Below are 20,401 nucleotides of genomic sequence, written 5' to 3'. Positions count from 1 at the left end.
CGACACAGACGCGCAAGCTGAGCGAAGAGGAGCTCGTCTACCTCAACGCCCTCGACCCCCACGCGCTGACCTCGACTAAGCCTTGGGAGCTCACCGTCACGTCGCGCTTCTTGCGCCGCGTGGCCGTCGCGTGGATCGTGCTGGTTATGGCGGTGCACTTCTTCATGGCCTCGGTCGTGGACGTGGAGTTTACCGGCGTTGCCATTACCGGGATCGATAAGTTCGCCTTCGTGGGCGTCGGCATTGTCATCTCGATCGTGTCCTGGATCTGCCTGACTCGGCCGCGCGTGCGCGTCAACGAGGACGGGGTGGAAGTAGCCAACATCATCGGCACGCGCTTCTATCCCTGGCTGGTGATCTACGGGCTGTCCTTCCCCAAGGGCTCGCGCATGGCACGCCTGGAGCTGCCGGAGTTTGAGTACGTGCCGCTGTGGGCGATCCAGGCGGGCGACAAGGAGCACGCGCTTGAGGCCGTCGCAAAGTTCCGCGACCTCGAGGCAAAGTACATGCCGGAGGACCCCGCGGAATAAGCAGCGCACAACGGAAAGGGACGAGCTGATTGGCAAACCCGCAGGACTACCGCCCGGCGACGGGCACGATTCCCACCGACCCGGGCGTGTATAAATTCCGCGACGCGAACGGGCGCGTCGTGTACGTGGGCAAGGCAAAGAACCTGCGCTCGCGGCTGAACAACTACTTCCAGCCCCCGGAGCACCTGCACCCGCGGACCCGGCAGATGGTCTTTACCGCCGCGTCCGTGGAGTGGACGGTGGTCTCCAGCGAGGTGGAAGCGCTCCAGCTCGAGTACACCTGGATTAAGAAGTTCGACCCCTGGTTCAACGTGATGTACCGGGACGACAAGACGTACCCGATGCTCGCGGTGAGCGTGCGCGAGCGCTTCCCCCGCGCCTTCTTCTACCGCGGGCCGAAGCGCAAGGGGGTGCGCTACTTTGGCCCGTACTCGCATGCGTGGGCCGTGCGCGAAACGCTTGACCTGCTCACCCGCGTCTTTCCCATCCGCACCTGTAGCAATGGTGTGTACAACCGTCACGAGTCGCTGGGCAGGCCGTGTCTGCTCGGCTACATCGATAAGTGCGCTGCACCCTGCGTTGGGCGCGTCGACGAGGAAGAGTACGCAGCGATCGTCGCCGGCTTTCTCGGCTTCATGTCTGGTAACACGGACGCGCTCGTGCGCGGGATGACGCGTCAGATGGAGGAGGCCGCGGAAAACCTGGAGTTTGAAAAGGCCGCGCGGCTGCGTGACGACCTGGGCGCGGTGAACAAGGTCATGGAGCGCCAGACCGTGGTGCTGAGCCAGGATACGGACGCCGACATCATCGCCTTTGATACCGACGAGCTCGAGGCCGCGGTCCAGATCTTTAACGTACGCGGCGGGCGCATCCGCGCGCAGCGTGGCTGGGTAGTGGAGAAGACCGGCGACGAGCCGGGCTCCACCGAGCGGCTCGAGGAGGGTGACAAGGACCCAGCGCTGCCCGTGCTCATGCAGAACTTCCTGGTGCAGTACTACTCGGATGCTGTGGAGCGGCAGCACCAAGAGGATGCGGAAGACCGCAAGCGCGAGGAGGAGAAGATCCAGCGGCGCGGGGTGGATCAGGAATCGTGGGCGTCGATACGCACCCCGCAGCCCGTGCCCCGCGAGATTCTCGTCGCCGAGATGCCGGACGAGCTCGCCGAGGTCACCGAGCTGCTCGAGGGACTGCGCGGCGCGCAGGTGGACATCCGCGTGCCGCAGCGCGGTGACAAGGCCGCGCTGATGGAGACGGTGCGCAAAAATGCGGTCGAGGCCCTGCACCAGCACAAGCTTAAGCGCGTCGGCGACCTCACCGCGCGCTCGCAGGCGCTGCAGGACATCCAGGACGCGCTGGGGATGCAGGAGGCCCCGCTGCGGATGGAGTGCACTGACATCTCGCACATCCAGGGCACTGACGTGGTCGCCTCGCTCGTCGTCTTCGAGGATGGCCTGCCAAAGAAGCAGGATTATCGACGCTACCGCATCAAAGAAGCTGCCGGTGACGGCCGCTCGAACGACGTCGGCTCGATCGCCGAGGTCACTCGCCGCAGGTTCAAGCGCTACAACGAGGACAAGTTGGCCAACCCCGACGAAGAAAGCGCGGCGCTGATGTTCGCGGAGGAGGCCGCCGAGGTCGAGACCACGGACAACAAGCGCTTTGCCTACCCGCCGCAGCTCTACATTGTCGACGGCGGCAAGCCTCAGGTCGACGCCGCGCAGGCCGTCTTCGACGAACTCGGCATCGTCGACGTCCAGCTCATCGGGCTGGCGAAGCGCCTGGAAGAGGTGTGGGTGCCCGACGACGATGAGCCGGTGATCCTGCCGCGCAATTCCGAGGGCATGTACCTGCTCCAGCAGATCCGCGATGAGGCGCACCGCTTCGCCATCACCTACCACCGCCAGCAGCGCTCGAAACGGATGCGTGCCTCCGCTCTTGACGCTATCCCCGGGCTCGGGCCCGCGCGGCGCACGGAGCTGGTCAAGCACTTCGGGTCCGTGAAGAAGATCAAGGCGGCTTCCGTGGAGGAGATTCAAGAGGTCGACGGCGTGGGACCGAAGCTCGCCACGACAATCTACGAGCACTTGCACCGCGGCAACTAAGGGCGCAACTCAGGGCCGAAAGCCGCCCGCGTGCGCGCGTCGGCTCGGTTAGGATGTGGTGTATGACGCAGTCGCACCAGCATCAGACCCAACCTGCGGGCCAATCGGGCAACGCAGCGCAAGTTTTGCACCCCGTCATTATCACCGGGCTGTCCGGCGGTGGCCTGTCCACGGCGGCGAAGATCTTCGAAGACAAGGGCTACTTCGTCTCCCAGAACCTGCCGCCGCAGCTCATCTTGGAACTGGTGGAGATGTCCACCGGCGAGCAGTCGCCTGTGGCGAAGGTGGCGGTGGTCACCGACGTGCGTGCGCGCATGTTCAACGGCTCGCTGATGGAGACGATCTCCAAGATCAAGGAGGGCGGCTACAACCCCTTCGTGCTCTACCTCGAAGCCCGTGACGGGGTGCTCATCCAGCGCTTCGACTCGGTGCGCCGCACGCACCCCCTGCAGGGCACGGACACGCTCAAGCACGGGATAGAGCGGGAGCGCAAAGAGCTGGAGCCGGTGCGCGAGATTGCTGACGTGATCATCGATACGACCAACCAGTCGGTGCATGACCTGCGGCGTTCGATCGAGGCGTCGATAGGCGAGCTGGCCTCCGGGCGCCAGCACGTCACCATCGAATCCTTCGGGTTTAAGCACGGCTCGCCGCGCGACGCGGACCTGATCGTGGATGTCCGCTTCCTTCCGAACCCGTACTGGGTGGAAGAGCTGCGCGAATTCCGCGGGGTGGACAAGCCGGTCTCCGACTACGTGCTTGGCCAAGCCGATGCGGAGCCCTTCATCGAAAACTTCGTGCGCCTGCTCGGCAGCACGCTCGACGGCTACCGCCACGAGGGGAAAGACTTCATCACCGTCGGTATCGGCTGCACGGGCGGGCACCACCGCTCGGTGGCGGTGGCTGAAGAGGTCGGGCGACGGCTGCGGAAGAAACCGCAACTGGATGTCAGCGTGTTGCACAGAGACTTGCAGAGGCACTAGGTGCCGCGAGACGTCAACTTCCCAGCGTGAAAGGAGTCAGCGATGAGCTCGTCTACTGAGCGTCTTGCTTTAACCTGCCTGGGTGGTGGTCACGGCCTGTACCAGACCCTGCTCGCCGCCCGCGAAGCCGAGGCCACGGAGATTAACGCCGTGGTCACTGTTGCCGACGACGGGGGGTCTTCCGGGCGGCTGCGCCGGGAGTTCCCCATCATCCCGCCGGGGGATCTGCGCATGGCGCTCGCCGCGCTGACCGCCGACGACGAGGAGGGCACGCTGTGGCAGGAGGCGCTGCAGCACCGGTTTGGCGGCAACGGTGTGATGGCCGGGCACCCGCTGGGCAACCTCATGCTGGTGAGCCTGGCGGAGAGGTTCGGCGGGATGCAGAACGCCCTCGATATTGTGGCGCGGTGGACTCGCTCAGTCGGTCGTGTCATCCCGATGAGCCCGCGGCCGTTGGATATTGAGGCGGATGTCTCCGGGCTCGACGACGACCCGCGGGTGTTGCGCTCGGTGCGTGGACAGGCTGCCGTGGCGTCGACGTCGGGCGAGGTGCGCCGCGTGCGTTTGCTGCCAGACCGGCCAGAGGCGTCGCCTGAAGCGATTGAGGCGATCCGTTCCGCGGACATCGTCACCATTGGCCCGGGCTCTTGGTTCTCCTCGGTGTTGCCGCACCTTTTGGTGCCGGGCATCGTGGAGGCGCTGAACGCTACCGACGCGATGGTGGTCGTCATGCTCAACCTCTTGCCCCAGGCTGGCGAGACCCTAGGTTTTAGTACCGAGCGCCACATCCAGGTGTTTAACCAGCACGCGCCGGAGCTGCGCGTCGACTACTTCCTGGCCGACAACCACATCTCGCCCTCAGAAGGTGAGCGTCGGCACCTGCAGCGTGCCGCGCAGCAGGTGAGCGCCGGAATCGCGTTTCGCGACGTCCACATTCCTGCCCCGGAAGGCGAGCAGGTGGACAAGCACGACCCTGCCAAGTTGGCAGAGGCGATTTTGGAGTTGTACCGGGCGCGCTAGAATCAAGCGTCGATACGCGCGCCCTCGCTGAGTACAGCTGAGGTTGGTGCGCGCGCCTGTGTGTGCTCATACAGGCCAACGAGAGATGAACAGAAAGGGGACGGCAACGGTGGCGCTGACCGCGAAAGTCAAAGACGAGCTGCTGAACGTTCGCCTCACGCATGCGAGTGCGCAGATAGCGGAGGCCACCGCCATGATCCGCTACGCGGGCAGCTACCAGGACACGCCGCAAGGCATTGCGCTGGTCGTGGAGTTCGCGGAGGAGCAGGTTGCGCGCCGGCTGGTGACGTTGCTGCACGCCACCACTGGGGTCGAGGCGGAGATGGACATCATTGCCCCAGGGTCCGCGACCAAGGAGCGCAAGTGTGTTGTCACTGTACGCCGCGGGATGCGCGACGTGGTGCGGAAGCTGCGCCTGGTCACCGCATCAGGCCACCCAGTCGTCGGCATGCCGCACACGATCGTCTCCGGCCCGGTCGCGGACGTCGAGGCCGCGTGGCGCGGTGCGTTTTTGGCGCGCGGCTCGCTGACGGAGCCGGGCAGGACTTCGGCGCTTGAGGTCGCGTGCCCGTCGGAGGAGTCCGCGCTCGCGCTCGTGGGCTTGGCACGCCGGCTGGATATCCCGACGCGGACCAAGGAGACGCGGGGAGTGGAGCGCGTCTACATCCGCGATGGGGAGACGATCGGTATTTTGCTCAGCCGGATGGGCGCGCCGCTTTCGCGCCTGGAGTGGGACGAGAAGCGCCGCCGCAAGCAGCTGCGCGCGCGCTCGGGGCAGCGCCTAGCTACCTTTGATGACGCCAATACCCGTCGCTCCGCGCAGGCGGCTGCGACCGCGGCGCGGCGTGTGGAGCGCGCGATGGACATTCTCGGCGACGATGTGCCCGAACACCTCGCAGAGGCAGGCTACCTGCGGGCCGAGCACCGGCACGCCTCCTTGGAGGAGCTGGGCAAGCTGGCGGACCCGCAGATGACTAAGGATGCGGTGGCGGGGCGCATCCGGAGGCTGTTGTCGCTCGCGGATAAACGCGCAAAAGAGCTGGGAATTCCGCCGACGACGGCAGCGATCGACGACGAAAAGTCGCACGAATCAGAAATGTGACATATTGCACACCGAAATAATGTAGTCACGTCAACTATTAAAGGTGTGCTCATTGTCAGTTCAGTGCCCGAACGACGGGGGAGGATGTCGGTAAAGCTGGTGGGGACGCGAAGAATCGGGCACCGGCGACGGGGGAGGAACGGCATTTGTACCCCCGGTTTTGCGTACCTTTCCGGCTCGCCCAAATAGCGCGTGCGGAGCCGTCCAGGAGCCATGCAGGGTTGAGGGTGCATCGCTACACTGGGCACCGACAGGCGAAAAGGAAGCCGAATCGCCCGGTAACCCTGCAGGTAGCAACGGGATTGAGCCGCAGGCGGGTAGGCACCAGGAGCCTGAACCTAGGGGCGCAGCGTGTGCCCCGTAGAACTCGACTCAGCAGAGGAGTATTAGACAGTGACTACTCGTATTGGCATCAATGGCTTCGGTCGTATCGGTCGCGCAGCGTTCCGCATCATCCAGGATGAGTACCAGGGCGAGCTCGAGGTTGTGAAGATCAACGACCTCACCGACAACGAGACCCTTGCACACCTGATGAAGTACGACACCGCGTACGGCCAGTTCGGCCACGAGGTGGAGTTCGACGAAAGCTCCATCAGTGTTGACGGCCGCCGCATCGAGGTCTCCGAGGAAAAGGATCCGTCCAAGCTGGCTTGGGGCGACGCAAACGTTGACATCGTGCTCGAGTGCACCGGCGTGTTCCGCTCCGGTGACACCGCAAAGGCACACCTGGATGCTGGTGCGAAGAAGGTCATCATCTCTGCTCCTGGCAAGGACGTCGATGGCACCTACGTGTGGGGCGTCAACCACACCGACTACGCCAACGACAAGAACATCATCTCCGCCGCATCCTGCACCACTAACTCGCTCGCGCCGCTGGCGAAGGTGCTGGACGAGGAGTTCGGCATCAAGTCCGGTCTGATGACCACCATCCACGCCTACACCGGCGACCAGCGCATCCAGGATGCACCGCACAAGGACCTGCGCCGCGCCCGTGCCGCTGCCCAGAACATCGTGCCGACCACCACGGGTGCAGCAAAGGCCGTGGCCCTGGTTCTGCCTGAGCTGGAGGGCAAGCTCGACGGCTTTGCCATGCGCGTGCCCACCATCACTGGCTCCGCAACCGACCTGACCGTGCAGCTGAACAAGGACGTCACGGCAGAGGAGATCAACGCTGCGGTGAAGAAGGCCACCGAGGACGAGGTGCTCGGTACCGCCATGCTCTACACCGAGGATCCGATCGTCTCCTCCGACATCATCGGCAACAGCCACGGTGCGATCTTTGATGCTGGCATGACCCGCGTCATTGACAACAACCTGGTCAAGGTCATCTCCTGGTACGACAACGAGTGGTCCTACACCTCGCAGTACGTCCGTATGACCAAGCACGTCGCTGACAACCTCTAAACCCCGCGCGGTTCAGCTGATGGGCCCGGTGCGTGCACATCGCATGCACCGGGCCCTTGGCGTAAAACTGCGTATCATGTCCCGCGTAGACACACTTATCAAGGAGCAATCACCGATGACTACGCAAACACTGCAGCAGCTTCTCGACGAGGGCGTGGACGGCCGCCACGTCATCGTCCGATCCGACTTCAACGTCCCGCTGGATGAGGACGGCAACATCACCGATGCCGGTCGCATCGACGCCTCCCTGCCCACTCTGCGCGCCCTGCTTTACGGCGGCGCGAAGGTGATCGCGATGGCGCACCTGGGCCGCCCGAAGGGCGAGGTTAACCCTGCCTTCTCGCTCCAGCCGGTGGCGGAGGCGCTGTCCGAGCGCCTGGGCCAGTTCGTCGCGCTCGCAGGCGACGTCTCTGGCGAGGATGCGCACGAGCGCGCCAACGGCTTGACTGAGGGCGAGATCCTGCTGCTGGAAAACGTCCGCTTCGACCCGCGCGAGACCTCCAAGGATGAGGCGGAGCGCGAGGAGTTCGCAGCTGAGCTGGCCGACCTGGCCGCAGACAACGGCGCCTTCGTGTCCGACGGCTTCGGTGTGGTCCACCGCGCGCAGGCCTCGGTCTACGACATTGCGAAGAAGCTGCCGGCCTACGCCGGCTACCTGGTGGAGAAGGAGGTCTCCACGCTGTCGGCGGTCAAGGATGCCCCGGAGCACCCCTACGTTGTCGTCCTCGGCGGGTCCAAGGTCTCGGACAAGCTCGGCGTGATTGAGGCGCTGGCTGCAAAGGCCGACAAGGTCGTCATCGGTGGCGGCATGTGCTACACCTTCCTCGCGGCACAGGGGCACAACGTGCAGAACTCCCTGCTGCAGGAAGACATGATTGCCACCTGCAAGGAGCTTATCGAGCGTTACGGGGACAAGCTCGTCCTCCCAATCGACCTTGCCGTTGCGGAGAAGTTTGACAAGGACGCGGCGAAGGAGACCGTCGATCTGGACGGTATCCCGGAGGGCTGGCTGTCGCTGGACATCGGTCCGGAGACCGCGAAGCTCTACGCTGCTGCCATCGAGGATTCCAAGACCGTGTTCTGGAACGGCCCGATGGGCGTGTTCGAGTTCCCGCAGTTCGCTGACGGCACCAAGGCTGTCGCCGAGGCCATGATTGCTGCAACGAAGAACAACGACTCCTTCACCGTCGTCGGCGGTGGCGACTCCGCGGCGTCTGTGCGCACCCTCGGCCTGGATGAGGATGGGTTCTCCCACATCTCCACCGGCGGCGGTGCCTCCCTCGAGCTCATCGAGGGCAAGGAGCTGCCCGGCGCCGTCGTCCTGTCCAAGTAGTCGCGGTCACCGGTACCTAGAAGAGAGGAACACACACTTATGGCACGCAAGCCACTTATTGCCGGCAACTGGAAGATGAACCTTGACCACCTTGAGGCCATCTCCAGCGCTCAGAAGCTCGCCTTTGCTTTCCCGAAGGATGGCTACGAGCTTGTTGACGTTGCGCTGACCGTCCCGTTCACGGACCTGCGCTCGATCCAGACGCTCGTGGAGGGGGACAAGCTGCAGATCACCTACGGCGCGCAGGATGTGTCCGAGCACGACAATGGCGCGTACACCGGCGAGATTTCCGCCGCTATGCTGGAAAAGCTGGGCTGCACCTGGGTCGTCGTCGGCCACTCCGAGCGCCGCCAATACCACAACGAGAGCGACGAGTTGGTCGCCGCGAAGGCGAAGAAGGCGCTTGCACACGGCATCTCGCCGATCGTGTGCGTAGGTGAGCCGCTGGAGGTCCGCGAGGAGGGCAAGCACGTCAGCTTCGTGGAGGAGCAGACCCGTGCCTCCCTGGCCGGCTTAAGCACCGAGGAGCTCAACCGCACCGTCATCGCTTACGAGCCGGTGTGGGCCATCGGCACCGGCAAGGTCGCCTCCGCAGAGGACGCGCAGGAAGTCTGCCACGCGATCCGTGAGCTCGTCCGCGAGCTTGCCGACGATGCGACGGCCGACGGCATCCGCATCCTCTACGGCGGCTCCGTCAAGACCGAGACCGTCGCCGAGATCGTCGGCCAGCCGGACGTCGACGGCGGCCTGGTCGGCGGTGCCTCGCTGAAGGGCGAGGACTTTGCCAAGCTGGCAGCCGCGGCCGCTAACGCCGTCGCTTAGCGCCGGGCGGACACGCGCGCGTCGTGTGTCCGCCGTAAGGCTTTGCGCGGTGATGGTGTAGGCTAATGCAGGTTGAACAATTATTCCCCAAAGTGAAAGTGGAGGATCGCCCCACATGACGTTGGCTCTGGAGATCGTGCTCGTAATCGCATCGGTGCTTGCGACCGTGTTCGTCCTGCTCCACAAGGGTAAAGGCGGCGGCCTGTCGAGCCTCTTCGGCGGCGGCGTGCAGTCCAACCTGTCCGGCTCCACCATCGTGGAGAAGAACCTGGACCGCTACACCATCGTGATCTGCCTGATCTGGATCGCGTGCATCATCGCGCTGAACCTGATGCAGACCTACGCCGCGTAGAGATTTCCAAAACATAGAGCCCCTCCCAGTTAGCTGGGAGGGGCTTAATGCGTTTTGGGGCCAGCGCTACAGTGCGCCTGCGGCATCCTCGGAGACGAACAGCACCGTCTCGTGGCTGCCGCGCGCACCTGCTGCGGGCCAGTCCTCGGGCGACGCTCCACGGGCAACGTGGCCTGCGGCCTCGGCTTTCTCCGCACCGGAGACAAGCAACCACACGCGCTCGGAGCCGCGCACCGCGGGCAGGGTGAGCGTGGCGCGCTCCGCAGGCGGCTTCGGGGAGTCGGTCACAGCAATGGCCCGCGCGCGAGACTCGCGCACCGCGTCCGTGTCGGGGAACAGGGAGTTGATGTGTCCCTCGCCGCCCATACCCAGCAGGTGGAGGTCAAAGCCGCGCGGTGCGTACTCGTCGAGCGCGCGCTCGTATGCGGCAACCGCCTCGTCCATCTCGCCACCGTCGAGGCCCCAACCGTGGATGCGCTCGGCCGGCACGCTAAGCGGGTCGAGCAGCGCCTCGCGCGCCTGGCCCTCGTTGGAGTCCGGGTGGGTTGCGGGCACGTTGCGCTCGTCGCCGAAGAAGAACTCGATGCGCGCGACGTCCACATCGCTGCTTTCTGCGCGCTCGGCAAGCTTCGCGAGCAACTCGATGCCGGCGGTGCCGCCGGTCAGCACGACGCGGGGGACACCGTCGCCGTGCAGTCCGCCGGCAGCATCGGCTTGGATTGCAGCGAGGAGTGCAAGCAACCGGTCAGCCGCGGCGTCGACGAGCGCGGGCCGGTCAGCAACGCGCACCACGTCAACCACGTGCGCGGGCGCGGTGTCTGCCTCGCGCACCAGCGTGGTGGCCTGCAGTGCCCGGGCGTAGGTGACGTCGTCGTCCAAATGGCGCAGCTCCTCGGCCAGGCAGGACGCGTCCGAGCGCGCGCCGAGCGCGACATGCGAGGCGGGGCTGCCGGGGACCGCCACGCGCGCGGTGTGCGCGTCAAGCACGTCGACGGTGATATCGCCCTTCTCGCAGTGCAGCGCCAGGTGCTCAACAGGCACGCCCTTGCGCGGCTGCGCAATGGGAGAGCGGGTGACCTCCACATCGAGGCAGGCCGCGAGCCACCCGGCCGCCAGCAGGACAGCGGGGTCGGCAGGGTCGCCGGCGATGGAGACCGACTGCACCGGATCATCCGCGTAGCGGTCCAAGGCGGAGGCGACGACCCCGCGCCAGGGCGTGATGCGAGACCATGCCATGTCCGAGTCACCAGGGTGGTAGCCCTCGACGAGGGTGCGCAAAGGTTCCGCGGAGTCGTCGGCACGCGCGTTGGTGATGCGCCGCTGCGCGATCGCGCCGAGTTGCGAGGCCACCGGCTTCGCGGGTGCCCGCCCGGGCCACCACGCCACGATCGGGGTGTCTGGAAGGAGCAGGGGAGTGACCACCGCGTCGAGGTGGTCGGTGAGTTCGCCGAAGAGCCGCATGACCACCATCTCGGAGGCACCGGAGTGCGCGGCGATGATGAGGTCGGCGTTCATGCTGGTGGGCGCGGAGGCGTCGCCAAGCAGCAGCACGATCACGCGGGCCGGGTTCTCCCTGGTGGCGGCGCGGACCGTCTCGAGGATCGCCTCCGAATCTTCAGTTTCGGGCGCGGCGACGAGCAGCGTGAGCACGCGGCCCGTGGCCATGGAGAAGTTCTCCTGCGCCTTGAGCAGCGCGCCTGCGATCTGGCGGGTAGTGGTGTCCGGCAGCGAAATAATCACGAAGCAGTTTCCTTCTTTGAAGCGTTTAGGGGCGACGCCAGGTGCGGCCGTCTTTTTCCAGCATGCGGTCGGCGGACGCCGGGCCCCAGGTACCGGCCTCGTACTCGTCGGGCTCGCCGTGCTCGTCCCAATACTCCAGGATCGGGTCGAGGATCTCCCAGCTACGCTCAACCTCGGAGTTGGTGGGGAAGAGGCTGGACTCGTCCAACAGGGCGTCGAGGATGAGACGTTCGTAGGCCTCGGGCGACTGCTCGGTGAACGCCTCGGAGTAGGAGAAGTCCATGTTCACATCGCGCACCTCCAGACCCACCCCCGGCACCTTGGAGCCGAAGCGCATGAGCACGCCCTCATCCGGCTGCACGCGGATGACCACCGCGTTGTTGGTCAGCAGGTTCGTCTGATCCGGGTAGAAGGGCTGGTACGGCGGGCGCTTGAACACCAGCGCAATCTCGGTCACGCGCCGCCCGAGCCGCTTGCCGGTGCGCAGGTAGAAAGGCACGCCGGCCCAGCGCCGCGAGTTGATCTCCAACGTGCAGGCGGCGAAGGTCTCCGTCTTTGAGTCCGGATCGAAGCCTTCTTCCTCGCGCAACCCCACCACGGGCACAGACCCTTGCAGGCCTGCGGTGTACTGGCCGCGGGCGGTCGTTTCAGAAAAGGGGCCGGTGGGGGAGGTCGCGCGCAGCACCTTGAGTTTCTCGGCGCGCAGTTGGCGCGGGGAAAACGAAGTCGGCTCCTCCATCGCCACGAGCGCGAGCAGCTGGATCAGGTGGTTCTGGATCACGTCGCGGGCGGCACCAATGCCGTCGTAATAGCCCGCACGGCCACCAAGCCCGATGTCCTCGGCCATGGTGATCTGCACGTGGTCGATGAAGTTGGCGTTCCAAATGGGCTCAAAGAGCTGGTTAGAAAAGCGCAGCGCCAAGATGTTCTGCACGGTCTCTTTGCCCAGGTAGTGGTCGATGCGGAACACCGCGTGCTCCGGGAAGACCGTGTTGACCACCTTGTTCAGCTCCTGCGCTGAAGCCAGGTCGTGCCCGAAAGGCTTCTCGATGATCACGCGGCGCCACTGACCTTCGGCAGGCTTGGCCATGCCGCAGCGGTCGAGCTGGTGCACCACACCCGCGAAGCGCTCAGGGGGCACCGAGAGGTAGAAAGCCCAGTTCCCGTGAACACCCTGCCGGCGATCCGCCTCGGCCAGGGTCGAGGCAAGGGCATCGAAGGCGGCATCGTCGTCGAATGCGCCGGTGACGAAATGCATCCCGTCGGCTAGCCGGTCCCACACGTTTTGGTCAAACTCGGTGCGGGCGCGCGCTTGCACAGCCTCGCGCACGTAGTCCTGGAATTCCTCCTTTGACCAGTCACGCCTGCCAAACCCCACGAGCGCAAAGCCTGCAGGCAGCAGGCCGCGGCTCGCCAGGTCGTAGACCGCCGGCAGCAGCTTCTTGCGCGCCAAGTCGCCGGTTACCCCGAAAATCACCAGGCCGGAAGGGCCAGCAATACGGGGCAATCGCTTATCGACGGCCGAGCGCAGCGGATTGCCCCGCTGCACCTGTGCTTCCCTGTCGTCGTTCACCTTCGACGCGTCTCCTTTACTTCGCCGCGTTGAGCTTTTCCTCAGTGGAGTCAAGCAGCTCCTGCCACGCCGTGACAAACTTCTCCACGCCCTCGCGCTCGAGGACTGCCACAACATCGTCCAAGTCGATGCCGACCTTCTCCAGCCCGGCAAACACTTCGCGGGCCTTCTCGTCGGCGTAGGTCAAGGTGTCACCCTTGAGCTGGTCCATCTCGTTGACCACGTTGATGGTGTCCATCGGCATCGTGTTGACCGTGTCTGGGCCCGCGAGCTCGACCACGTACATGTTCTGCGGGTACTCGGGGTTCTTCACGCCCGTCGAGGCCCACAGCGGTCGCTGCTTGTTCGCGCGCGGCGGCAGCTCATCGACGTCGTTGAAGGAGTCCAGGAACAGGTGGTAGGCCAGGCGCGCGTTGGCGATACCTGCCTTGCCGCGCAGCGCGAGCGCCTCCGGCGTGCCAATGGTTTCCAGCCGCTTGTCCACTTCGACGTCCATGCGGGACACGAAGAAGGAAGCCACAGAGTGGATCTCTTCAAGGTCGCGCCCCTGCTGAGCGGCGAGCTTAAGGCCCTTTTTGTAGGCGTCGATGACCTGCTTGTAGCGCTCCACGGAGAAAATCAGTGTGACGTTCACGCTGATGCCTTCGGACAGTGCGGTGGTGATCGCAGGCAGCGATTCGTCGGTAGCCGGGATCTTGATCATCGCATTCGGGCGGGCGACCTGCTTCCACAGCTCGCGCGCCTGGTTGATCGTCTTCTCCTCATCGTGTGCGTAGCGGGGATCCACTTCGATGGAAACGCGCCCGTCGCGGCCGTGCGTGTCCTGGTAGACCCCGGCGAGTACGTCGCATGCTTCCTGCACGTCACGGATGCTCATGCGGTAGACGGCTTCCTCTGCGGTGACGTTCTCCTCGCGGAGTTCTTCAAGCTGGCGGTCGTAGTCGCCGCCGGCGCTAATCGCCGCCGAGAAGATCGCCGGGTTGGTGGTAATGCCTAAGATGTTGCGCTCCAGCAGGAACAGGTCGAAGTTCTCGGTGCCGTGCAGCAGGTCGCGGGAGAGGTCATCGAGCCACACGGAGGTCCCGATGTCGTAGATCCGGTTGGTCGCGACCATTGCGTGCTTGCCGTTGTTGTTCTCGTGTGCCATGTCGTGTGCCTTTCGTGGTTGGGGCGACAAAAGGGGCTGGTGTCCCAGCCCCTTTCTACCTGCCGCGGTTAGTTTTGCGCTGCAACAGATTCAAGCGAGTCGCGCGCCGCCTCGACAACGTGCTCGGTGGTAAACCCGAAGCGCTCGAAGAGCTCCGCGCCCGGGGCGGAGGCACCGAAGTGCTCAAGGGAGACGTTGCGGCCGTGATCGCCGGTGAAGCGGTGCCACGGCATCGCCGTGCCTGCCTCGACGGACACGCGCGCCTTGACCGCGCGCGGGAGGATCTCCTCCTGGTACTCCTCGGACTGCTCCAGGAACCAGTCAATCGACGGCATGGAGACCACGCGGGCCGACACGTTGTCCTCGGCCAGGAGCTTCGCTGCCTCGACGGCGTACTGGACCTCGGAGCCGGAGGCGATGAGGATGACGTCGGGGGTGGACTTCGCCCCGTCGACAAGCACATAGCCGCCCTTGGACACTCCCTCGAAGGCCTTCTCCTTGGTGCCCGCGAGCACCGGCAGGTTCTGGCGCGACAGAGCAAGTGCCTTCGGCTGCTCACGGCCCTCGAGTGCGGCGATCCACGCGGCGGAGGTCTCGTTCGCATCGGCCGGGCGGATCACTGCCAAGTCCGGGATGGCGCGCAGCGCGGTGAGCGTCTCGACCGGCTGGTGGGTCGGGCCATCCTCGCCGAGCCCGATCGAGTCGTGGGTGAACACGTAGTAGCCGTCAATGCCAGACAGCGCGGCGACGCGGATGGCGGGGTAGAGGTACTCGGAGAAGATGAGGAAGGTGCCGCCGTAGACGCGGGTGCCGCCGTGGAGGGCGATGCCGTTCATGATCGCGCCCATCGCGTGCTCGCGGATACCGAAGTGCAGGTTGCGGCCGTAAGGCTCTGCGGTGAACATCTCCGTGGTGATCGACTCCGGGCCAAAGGACGGAGCGCCGTTGATCAGTGTGTTGTTGGAGCCAGCGAGGTCGGCGGAACCGCCCCACAGCTCCGGCAGGGCAGCCGCCGCGGCCTGGATCGCCGCTGCAGAAGCCTTGCGGGTAGCCACGCCCTTGGCGTCGGGCTCCCAGGTGGGGAACTCGTCCTTCCAGCCGTCCGGCAGCTCGCGCGCCGTCAGGCGGTCGAACAGTGCCTTGTTTTCGGGGTACTTTTCCGCCCACGCGTCGAAGCGCTGCTGCCACTCGCTGCGGACGGCTGCTGCGCGCTCACCAAGCTTGCGGGTGTGCGCGATGACCTCGTCTTCCTCCGGGAAGTCCACGTCGGTGTCAAAGCCGAGCGCTTCCTTGACCAGCTTGATCTCCTCAGCACCGAGTGCAGCGCCGTGTGCTGCGCCCGTGTTCTGCAGGTTGGGGGCGGGGAAGCCAATGACGGTCTTCACGCGCACGATCGTCGGCTTGGTCGTCTCCGCCTTGGCCTTTTCCACGGCCTCTTCGATGGCCGCGACGTCCTCGCCGGACTCCACCGTCAGCGTCTGCCAACCGTAGGCCTCGTAGCGGGCCATAACGTCCTCGGTGAACGCGATCTGCGTGTCGTCTTCGATGGAAATCCGGTTGTCGTCCCAGAACAGGATCAGGTTGCCCAGCTGCTGGGTACCCGCCAGGGAGCAGGCCTCGGAGGTCACGCCCTCCTGCAGGCAGCCGTCGCCCGCAACCACGTAGATGTAGTGGTCAAACGGGCTCTCGCCCGCCGGGGTATCCGGGTCGAACAGGCCGCGCTCGCGGCGCGCCGCCATTGCCATACCGACGGCAGAGGCCAGGCCCTGGCCGAGCGGGCCAGTGGTGATCTCGACGTGGTCGGTGTGGTTGTACTCGGGGTGACCCGGCGTCTTTGCCCCCCAGGTGCGCAGCTGCTTCAGGTCTTCCATCTCAAGCCCGAAGCCGCCCAGGTAGAGCTGGACGTACTGGGTAAGCGAGGAGTGCCCGTTGGAAAGCACGAAGCGGTCACGGCCCGCCCACTTCGGATCGGTGGGGTCCAGGCGCATGACGCGCTGGTACAGCGTGTAAGCCAAAGGAGCCAGCGACATCGCGGTACCGGGGTGGCCGGAGCCGCAGTGCTCCACCGCATCGGCGGCGAGGATACGGGCGGTGTCTACCGCGCGGGTGTCGGTCTCCGTCCAATCGTCCGGGTAATTGCGGACGGTCATGGCTTGAAGTTCCGGGGGCAGGGTCGACTGTGTCACAGTATCCTCACTCAATCGGTTGCGATGTTTATATACAAAACGCGCGCTCACGCGGGCAGACCCGCCCGGTTGTGCGCTTGCCTGTCACAGTGTAGTCGGCCGAGCGCCACCGGTGTTCCACTCATCATCTTTTCCGGCGCGTGTCCGATTGGGAGGTGGACAGGTCAAGGGCTAACATCAACCAAAGGAATGATGCCGGGCGGAGCAGATCCAGCCCGCGCTCCCAGATGCGGTAGCGCCGACGGGAACTTTCCGGCCCCGCGATCCGACTAGTATCGCAGGCCCTAAGGCACCTCAAGGACGCGACCGCGTGCGCACCCCGCGCACGATCGCGTCAACGTGGAAGTAAGTAAGGCCGCCGCGAGGGCGGTGCGTGTTGTTTGGAGGAGAAGTTTTTGGAGACCGTGAAGGCGTATTTCGCATTGACGAAGCCGAGGGTCATTGAACTTCTCTTGGTCGCGGCAATCCCGGCGATGCTGCAAGCCGACCGAGGCAGCGTCAACGTGTGGCTCATCCTGGCCACGCTGCTCGGCGGCTGGATGGGTGCCGGCGCAGCCAACACCTTCAACATGGTGGCCGACTACGACATTGATCAGAAGATGGGACGCACCCGCGCCCGCCCGCTGGTCCGCGCGAAGATCACCAAGACCCGCGCCGCCGTGTTCGCCTGGGTGCTGCTCATCGCCAGCGTGCTCTGGCTCGGCATCCTGTGCAACTCGTGGCTCGCCGCCGCCTTCATTATCTTTACCAACTTCTTCTACATCTTCGTCTACACCAAGTGGCTGAAGCGGAGGACGTGGCAGAACGTGATCTGGGGCGGCGCGGCCGGTTGCATGCCGGTGCTTGTCGGCTGGGCGGTCATCCGTGACAACGTGACCGACGGCTCGCCCGACCGCTGGTGGCAGGCGGTTGTGATGTTCCTCATCATCTTCTTCTGGACCCCGCCGCACACCTGGGCCCTGGCGATGAAGTACCGCGAGGACTACGCTCGCGCCGAGGTCCCGATGCTGCCCGTGGTGGCCTCCCAGGAGGAAACCACCCGCCAGATCGTGCTCTACTCCTGGTGGACGGTCATCGTCTCGCTCGCGCTCGTGCCAGCGACCTCGTGGATTTACCTCATCGTCGCGCTGGTTTCCGGTATCGCCTTCCTGGTTATGGCGACCCGCCTGCACCAGGGTGTGCGCCGCGGCGAGCAGGTCAAGCCGCTGAAGTTGTTCATCCTGTCCAACAACTACCTCGCAGCGCTCTTCTTGGGCCTGTCGGTTGACGCGGTGCTGGGGCTGCCCACCATCGCCAGCTACTTCTAAATCCGTACCACGACGCAGCCGGGCCCGGTTGCTTGTGCAGCCTCAAAGGCCGTGGCTGCCTCGGTGAGGGGGAAGACCTCGCGCACGTGGAAACGCAGCGTGCCGTCTTCAACAGCGCGGGTCACCGCTTGTGAGTGGTACCGGAACTCGTCTGCTGTTTGCGTGTACCACGGCAGCGAGGCGTGCGTGAGGTACAGACCTCCGTGGCGCTCGAGCTCCGCGATTCCGACGCGTGCGCTCTGCTCGTCCGCGTCCACCTGCCCGTAGGCGCAGATGAGGCCGCGTGGTGCGCAGGCCTCCAGTGCGAGTTGCAGAGGGTGGATCGCCCCTGGAAGTGCGCCGGAATGAGCTTCGTAGACCACGTCGACGCCACGGCCTCCGTTGGCCTCGCAAATACGCTGCGCGGCATCAGCGTAGTAGCGGAACACCCCCGTCGCGCCGGCGTCATACGCCGCTTCCTCGCCGGAGCCATCACGCACGACGGAAAAGACGGTAGCGCCCGCAGCTGCTGCCAGCTGCGTGAGCGCCAGCCCCACCTCGCTTGCTCCATCGGTGATCACCATCGTGTCGCCGTCTTTCGTCTCGCGCACGCTGTAGAGCATCGCGTGCGCGGCCATGCCCGGGGCGAGCATGCAGGCGGCCACCGCCTCATCAATCCCCTCGGGCACGGCGGCGACGCGCTCGCGGGTGACGACGACCTGCTCCGCGCACGCACCTTGAGCGTCCGCAAACGCGACGAGCGTACCGGGGGCGATTTCGCCCTCCGGGTCCTCTGCCACGCGGCCGCACCCGGCGGAGCCCACGACTGTGCCAGCGTCGGCTTTGGGGAGAGGAGGCTGGATGTGGGCATACGTGACGTCGATAAGCAGCTGGCCCACGGTGGGGGTGGGGGCAGCGATGTCGGTGAAAAGCAATGGCCCGCCGGGGGAATCGGTGACTATGGCGTGCATAGCCACAGGTTACCCCGGCGGGCAGGAAGCATGCTGCAGGTTAGACCAGCGTGGGGAGGCGGCGCTCGCCGTGGGCCCACAGGAAGGTGGTGAAGGCCACCACCATCGAGGACATGCCGATGTGAGCGGGGATGGTCCAGCGGGGCACACCCAGCTGGAATTGGATAACGCCGATCGCCCACTGGACGAGGATGAGCACGATGAGCACGATCGCGGTGCGCATCACGTCCTTCGGCACCTGCGCCTTACGCAGCAGCCAGACAGCGACGACGGTAGCGCCGAGATAGATGTAGAGGCAGAAAGCGTGGACGTAGGCCAGCACGCGGGTGTCCATCTGCAGGCGGCCTGCCATGCCCGCGTCTGCGTCGCCCGAGTGCGGGCCAGAGCCGGTGACCATCGTGCCGGTAATCAGCACCACGGCGAGCGCGATCGCGGCGATGATCGCCCACGTGCTCGCAGCCTTAGGGAACACACGAGTCGGCTCGACCCCGTCCGGCTCCGCGATGCGCATGTACAGCGCAGCGGCCACGGCGACCAGGACCATCGAGGGCAGGAAGTGCACGGCCACGGCCCACCAGCGCAGGTCCAGGTGGACGGAGATGCCGCCAATGATGGCCTGGAGCACCACGCCTGCGAGGGATACGGCAGCGAGTGCCTTGATCGCGTTGCGGCGCTGCGCCTTGTAGACGGCGACGAGTACCGCGATCGCGACGGCCGCGACAATGATGGCGAGCAGGCGGTTGCCAAACTCGATGGCTTGGTGGATCCAGGGGGCCGCGCCAGCGACGGGCACGAGCGAGCCCTCGTGACACAACGGCCAGGTGTCGCATCCCAGACCGGAGCCGGTGACGCGCACGAGCGAGCCGGTCACGGTAATCCCGCCCTGGCACAGCAGCAAAATCATGGCCAGCACTCGCTGGACCTTGAGCGAGGGCCCTGTACCGCGAGGGCCATCAGGCTGGCTTGCGAGCGCCTGGGGCTGAGTGTGTGTGGAATCCACCTGCGTCGACTTCACGAGACGCGCTCCCTTTCGAAATCTTGGAGAGAATGCATGCAACTTTCGGATGAGGAAAGTGTCGTCCACAGCTTAACGCATACTGCGGAAAACAAGGGGATCCGCACTGCAGTGCGGGCGCTGCGGTTATCCGTCGAAGCGGAACCAGCGGGCGGCGGCGGCCATTGCTGCGACCGTCCAGCACAGCAGTGAAAGCCAGGCCTGCCAGTTGAACGCGACCGCGAGCGCCTTGGTCAGTGCACCCGCCAGCGCGACCGTGGGAACGAGGTTCCAGGCACCCGCCTGCCCAATGTCGCCGCTGTACTGGACCCAGCCGACAATCCCCATGAGTACGAGCCAGAAAAGGTTGGCCAGGGCGAGCACGAGCTCGGAGCTTAAGGTGCCGCCCATCAACAGACCCATCGCGCTAAACGCTGCCACGCCGACGACCAAGGTAAAAAGCCCGCACACGATACCGAGCGCGCTTGCGCGCCACCCTAGGTAGAAGGCCAGGGCACCGAGGACGACGATCTGTACCGCGACTGTGGCGAGCACGCCGATAATCTTGCCGGTGATGATCGTCCACGGCGGCACTCCGGAGGCACCGGTGCGTTTCAGCGCCCCGTAGCGTCGATCGAAGGCGAGCGCGATCGCCTGACCGGTAAACCCGGCACTCGTGGCGGCAACAGCGAACACCATGGGGACAATCTGGTTGAAGTCCGTATCGGCGAAGATGGGCACGACCGCCGCGACTACCAGGAGTGCCCCGGGGATCAGGATGTTGACCAGCAGTTGCTCGCCGTGGCGCAGCATGAGTTTCGATTCGATCTTGCCCTGGGCAAGTGCCATGTCCAGC

17 protein-coding genes and 1 pseudogene are annotated in these 20,401 nt (G+C 65.3%); 10 read left to right on the top strand and 8 right to left on the bottom strand.

The genetic code is table 11. The features are described 5' to 3' along the window. Positions 1–17 precede the first annotated feature (17 nt). The 9 genes from CIMIT_RS06560 (at position 18) to secG (ending at position 9,648) form a co-directional block, all read left to right on the top strand. Positions 18–530: a PH domain-containing protein gene (locus CIMIT_RS06560; RefSeq protein ID WP_038594345.1), complete on the top strand. Its 513-nt coding sequence runs from the start codon at positions 18–20 to the stop codon at positions 528–530. A 29-nt stretch (positions 531–559) separates the two neighbouring features. Further along, positions 560–2,632 carry an excinuclease ABC subunit UvrC gene (gene uvrC, locus CIMIT_RS06555; protein WP_038590758.1) on the top strand — a complete coding sequence of 691 codons (2,073 nt, stop codon included), beginning with the start codon at positions 560–562 and terminating at the stop codon, positions 2,630–2,632. Positions 2,633–2,694: 62 nt separating this feature from the next. Then, on the top strand, positions 2,695–3,615 hold the full coding sequence (rapZ, locus tag CIMIT_RS06550) for an RNase adapter RapZ (RefSeq protein WP_084674289.1): 921 nt from the start codon (positions 2,695–2,697) through the stop codon (positions 3,613–3,615). A gap of 42 nt (positions 3,616–3,657) precedes the next feature. Further along, positions 3,658–4,635, top strand: a complete 978-nt coding sequence (locus CIMIT_RS06545) for a gluconeogenesis factor YvcK family protein (protein ID WP_038590755.1) — start codon at positions 3,658–3,660, stop codon at positions 4,633–4,635. Between the two features lie 85 nt (positions 4,636–4,720). Beyond that, positions 4,721–5,737 (top strand): DNA-binding protein WhiA, encoded by a 1,017-nt coding sequence (whiA, locus tag CIMIT_RS06540; RefSeq protein WP_084674288.1) that lies wholly within the window; start codon positions 4,721–4,723, stop codon positions 5,735–5,737. Positions 5,738–6,130: 393 nt separating this feature from the next. Continuing rightward, positions 6,131–7,141, top strand: coding sequence for a type I glyceraldehyde-3-phosphate dehydrogenase (gap, locus tag CIMIT_RS06535; RefSeq protein ID WP_038590749.1), 1,011 nt, complete (start codon positions 6,131–6,133; stop codon positions 7,139–7,141). Between the two features lie 115 nt (positions 7,142–7,256). After that, complete coding sequence (locus tag CIMIT_RS12975) at positions 7,257–8,474, top strand: phosphoglycerate kinase (RefSeq protein WP_038590746.1); 1,218 nt, start codon at positions 7,257–7,259, stop codon at positions 8,472–8,474. Between the two features lie 39 nt (positions 8,475–8,513). Next, positions 8,514–9,296: a triose-phosphate isomerase gene (gene tpiA, locus CIMIT_RS12970; RefSeq protein ID WP_038590743.1), complete on the top strand. Its 783-nt coding sequence runs from the start codon at positions 8,514–8,516 to the stop codon at positions 9,294–9,296. Positions 9,297–9,411: 115 nt separating this feature from the next. Further along, entirely contained in the window at positions 9,412–9,648 is a 237-nt protein-coding gene (gene secG / locus CIMIT_RS06520) for a preprotein translocase subunit SecG (RefSeq protein WP_038590740.1), read from the top strand. A 66-nt stretch (positions 9,649–9,714) separates the two neighbouring features. Here secG and pgl read toward each other — a convergent pair whose 3' ends face one another. The 5 genes and pseudogenes from pgl to tkt all read right to left on the bottom strand — a co-directional run bounded on the left by pgl (position 9,715) and on the right by tkt (position 16,258). Continuing rightward, positions 9,715–10,449 (bottom strand): 6-phosphogluconolactonase, encoded by a 735-nt coding sequence (gene pgl, locus CIMIT_RS12360; RefSeq protein WP_084674414.1) that lies wholly within the window; start codon positions 10,447–10,449, stop codon positions 9,715–9,717. A 57-nt stretch (positions 10,450–10,506) separates the two neighbouring features. After that, positions 10,507–11,313, bottom strand: a pseudogene (locus CIMIT_RS06515) (glucose-6-phosphate dehydrogenase assembly protein OpcA); the annotation flags it as partial. A gap of 100 nt (positions 11,314–11,413) precedes the next feature. Then, on the bottom strand, positions 11,414–12,961 hold the full coding sequence (gene zwf, locus CIMIT_RS06510) for a glucose-6-phosphate dehydrogenase (protein WP_051904856.1): 1,548 nt from the start codon (positions 12,959–12,961) through the stop codon (positions 11,414–11,416). A gap of 16 nt (positions 12,962–12,977) precedes the next feature. Continuing rightward, the gene (tal, locus tag CIMIT_RS06505; protein WP_038594332.1) at positions 12,978–14,075 is read right to left on the bottom strand and encodes a transaldolase; all 1,098 of its coding nucleotides are present in this window, start codon (positions 14,073–14,075) and stop codon (positions 12,978–12,980) included. Between the two features lie 101 nt (positions 14,076–14,176). After that, positions 14,177–16,258 carry a transketolase gene (gene tkt, locus CIMIT_RS06500; protein ID WP_095066769.1) on the bottom strand — a complete coding sequence of 694 codons (2,082 nt, stop codon included), beginning with the start codon at positions 16,256–16,258 and terminating at the stop codon, positions 14,177–14,179. 416 nt (positions 16,259–16,674) lie between these two features. On the opposite strand from tkt, the gene CIMIT_RS06495 reads away from it, so the two are divergent. Further along, positions 16,675–17,601, top strand: coding sequence for a heme o synthase (locus CIMIT_RS06495; protein WP_197697002.1), 927 nt, complete (start codon positions 16,675–16,677; stop codon positions 17,599–17,601). Here the strand turns inward: CIMIT_RS06495 and CIMIT_RS06490 are convergent. The 3 genes from CIMIT_RS06490 to CIMIT_RS06480 all read right to left on the bottom strand — a co-directional run bounded on the left by CIMIT_RS06490 (position 17,598) and on the right by CIMIT_RS06480 (position 20,394). Further along, complete coding sequence (locus tag CIMIT_RS06490; protein ID WP_038590730.1) at positions 17,598–18,551, bottom strand: zinc-binding dehydrogenase; 954 nt, start codon at positions 18,549–18,551, stop codon at positions 17,598–17,600. The genes CIMIT_RS06495 and CIMIT_RS06490 overlap by 4 nt on opposite strands. Before the next feature lie 40 nt (positions 18,552–18,591). Beyond that, on the bottom strand, positions 18,592–19,566 hold the full coding sequence (locus CIMIT_RS06485) for a COX15/CtaA family protein (protein ID WP_231910271.1): 975 nt from the start codon (positions 19,564–19,566) through the stop codon (positions 18,592–18,594). Between the two features lie 126 nt (positions 19,567–19,692). Next, a complete protein-coding gene (locus CIMIT_RS06480; RefSeq protein ID WP_084674412.1) occupies positions 19,693–20,394 on the bottom strand; it encodes an ABC transporter permease in 702 nt (233 codons plus the stop codon). Positions 20,395–20,401: the final 7 nt, after the last annotated feature.

This window comes from Corynebacterium imitans, from assembly GCF_000739455.1.
Lineage (GTDB): Bacteria > Actinomycetota > Actinomycetes > Mycobacteriales > Mycobacteriaceae > Corynebacterium > Corynebacterium imitans.
Note: the sequence above shows the minus strand (reverse complement) of the source record. Positions and strands in the feature narration are given on the sequence as shown.

What these genes read in the sequence shown, in the direction of transcription:
- secG (WP_038590740.1), top strand. Translation starts at nt 9,412, where the DNA reads ATGACGTTGGCTCTGGAGATCGTGCTCGTAATCGCATCGGTGCTTGCG.
- CIMIT_RS06545 (WP_038590755.1), top strand. Translation starts at nt 3,658, where the DNA reads ATGAGCTCGTCTACTGAGCGTCTTGCTTTAACCTGCCTGGGTGGTGGT.
- CIMIT_RS12975 (WP_038590746.1), top strand. Translation starts at nt 7,257, where the DNA reads ATGACTACGCAAACACTGCAGCAGCTTCTCGACGAGGGCGTGGACGGC.
- rapZ (WP_084674289.1), top strand. Translation starts at nt 2,695, where the DNA reads ATGACGCAGTCGCACCAGCATCAGACCCAACCTGCGGGCCAATCGGGC.
- CIMIT_RS06480 (WP_084674412.1), bottom strand. Translation starts at nt 20,394, where the DNA reads ATGGCACTTGCCCAGGGCAAGATCGAATCGAAACTCATGCTGCGCCAC.
- CIMIT_RS06490 (WP_038590730.1), bottom strand. Translation starts at nt 18,551, where the DNA reads ATGCACGCCATAGTCACCGATTCCCCCGGCGGGCCATTGCTTTTCACC.
- tal (WP_038594332.1), bottom strand. Translation starts at nt 14,075, where the DNA reads ATGGTCGCGACCAACCGGATCTACGACATCGGGACCTCCGTGTGGCTC.
- whiA (WP_084674288.1), top strand. Translation starts at nt 4,721, where the DNA reads ATGAACAGAAAGGGGACGGCAACGGTGGCGCTGACCGCGAAAGTCAAA.
- tkt (WP_095066769.1), bottom strand. Translation starts at nt 16,258, where the DNA reads ATGACCGTCCGCAATTACCCGGACGATTGGACGGAGACCGACACCCGC.
- tpiA (WP_038590743.1), top strand. Translation starts at nt 8,514, where the DNA reads ATGGCACGCAAGCCACTTATTGCCGGCAACTGGAAGATGAACCTTGAC.